The organism is Acidimicrobiales bacterium, from assembly GCA_041394245.1.
GTDB lineage: Bacteria > Actinomycetota > Acidimicrobiia > Acidimicrobiales > Aldehydirespiratoraceae > JAJRXC01.
In genome coordinates, this window is sequence record JAWKIR010000007.1 from 1 (window position 1) to 1,872 (window position 1,872).

A 1,872-nucleotide genomic window follows, 5' to 3' on the forward strand; every position below is an offset into this window, starting at 1 on the left:
TCTCGGCATGCACCAGTTTCGAATGGGTGAAGCCGCTCGCCTTCTCGGTGTCAGCCCCGACACCGTGCGGCGTTGGGCCGATCAAGGTCGTCTCGAGACGACCCGCACCGAGGGTGGCCATCGCGAAGTGCTCGGCACCGAACTCGCCCGGCTGGCCCTCGAGCTCGGCGACCAGCCGGGGGCCGACGCCAACCACGTATCGGCCCGCAATCGCTTCCCGGGCCTCGTGACCCGGGTCGTGCGCGACACGGTCATGGCCCAGGTCGAGATCCAGGCGGGACCCCACCGCATCGTCTCGTTGATCTCCGCGGAAGCCGTCGATGCCCTCGCACTCGAGCCCGGCGCGCCGGCCGTGGCATCGATCAAGTCGACCAACGTGATCATCGAAACGCCGTGAAGCCGACCACCCGGGTGGCGATCGCCATCGTGGCCGCGATGGGCCTCGTCGGATGCGGGAGCGACGGCGACACGACGGTGGTCATGGTCCCGTCCTCGTTCACCGGACTCACCGCGTCCATCGACACCCGACTCGACATCGACACCGACTGGGTCATCGCCGGAAGCAGCCGACTCGTTCGCCAGCTCGCCGACGGGGCCGCGGCCGACGTGTTGATCACGGCCGATGCCGAGACGATGGCCGACGCGGTCGACCAGGGCCTCGTGGCCGGCGAACCGGTGGTCGTCGCCCGCAATCGGCTCGTCGTTGCGCTCGCACCGGGAAACCAGGCCGGCGTTGCCGAGCTCGACGACCTCGCCGACCCGGATCTCCTGATCGGGGTCTGCGCCGCCGAAGTCCCCTGTGGCCGTCTGGCCGCCAGAGCCGTCGACTCCGGACTGGACCTGGCGGTCGACACCGAGGAGCCCAACGTCCGCTCCCTCGCGCTCAAGATCGCCCGGGGCGAACTCGACGCAGGCCTGGTCTACGCGACCGACGCCGCCGACCTCGGGCTCGCGACCCTGGACGACGACTCGTTGACCGGCTTCGAGACGGCGTATCTCGCGGCTTCGGTGCGCGACGAACCATCACCGATCATCGACTTCCTGCGCGCCGATGCCGGCCGCGACCTGCTCGAAGACGAAGGATTCCTCCTCCCGTGAGCGCCCCCCGCCGGATCGTGCCACGGCCGATCGCCGTCCCCGCGGCCGTGGCCGTGGTGCTGCTCGCCCTGCCGTTGGTCGGCCTGCTCCAGCGGGCGCCATGGTCGAGCATCCTCGAGCGACTGACCTCCGGCGAGATCCTCGAGGCGATCCGGGTTTCGCTCGTCGTCTCGCTGAGCGCCGCCGCCCTGTGCCTCGTGTTGGGACTTCCGTTGGCCTGGGTACTGGCGCGCCAGGAAGGACCGTTGTTCTCCGTCCTCCGGGTGCTCGTGTTGCTCCCGATGGTGTTGCCACCCGTGGTCGGGGGCACGGCCCTGCTGTTCGCGCTCGGGCGCCGCGGCCTGTTCGGCGAGTGGCTCGACCGCTGGTTCGGCATCACCCTGCCGTTCACCACCGCCGGCGCGGTGGTCGCCGCGACCTTCGTCGCCCTGCCCTTCTTCGTGACCACGGTCGAATCGGCCCTCCGCGACGACGGCACCGTGCTCGACGAGGCGGCCGCAGCCGCCGGAGCGTCGCCGTGGCAGACGTTCGTGCATGTCACGCTTCCGGTGCTGCGGCCCTCGATCGCAGCAGGTCTCGCGCTCTCGTGGGCACGGGCACTCGGCGAGTTCGGGGCGACGATCACCTTCGCCGGCAGCCTCGGCGGGCGGACCCGCACCCTCCCGGTCGAGACCTTCCTGGCCCTCGAGCAGGACCCCGAGACGGCAATCGCAGTGAGCGTGCTCCTGCTCGCCATCAGCCTTGCGGTGCTGGCGATCCTGCGGGGGCGGTGGC

The 1,872-nt window shown here is 70.7% G+C and carries 3 protein-coding genes; all 3 read left to right on the forward strand.

Annotated features, from left to right (window positions below; genetic code table 11):
- The coding region (locus R2707_21285) for a TOBE domain-containing protein (protein MEZ5247634.1) at positions 1 to 397 on the forward strand (397 nt) is incomplete at its 5' end.
- On the forward strand, positions 394 to 1,098 hold the full coding sequence (locus R2707_21290; GenBank protein ID MEZ5247635.1) for a substrate-binding domain-containing protein: 705 nt from the start codon (positions 394 to 396) through the stop codon (positions 1,096 to 1,098). The genes R2707_21285 and R2707_21290, both read left to right, overlap by 4 nt.
- Positions 1,095 to 1,872, forward strand: a 778-nt coding sequence (locus R2707_21295) for an ABC transporter permease (protein ID MEZ5247636.1), incomplete at its 3' end; no start/stop codon positions are given. The genes R2707_21290 and R2707_21295, both read left to right, overlap by 4 nt.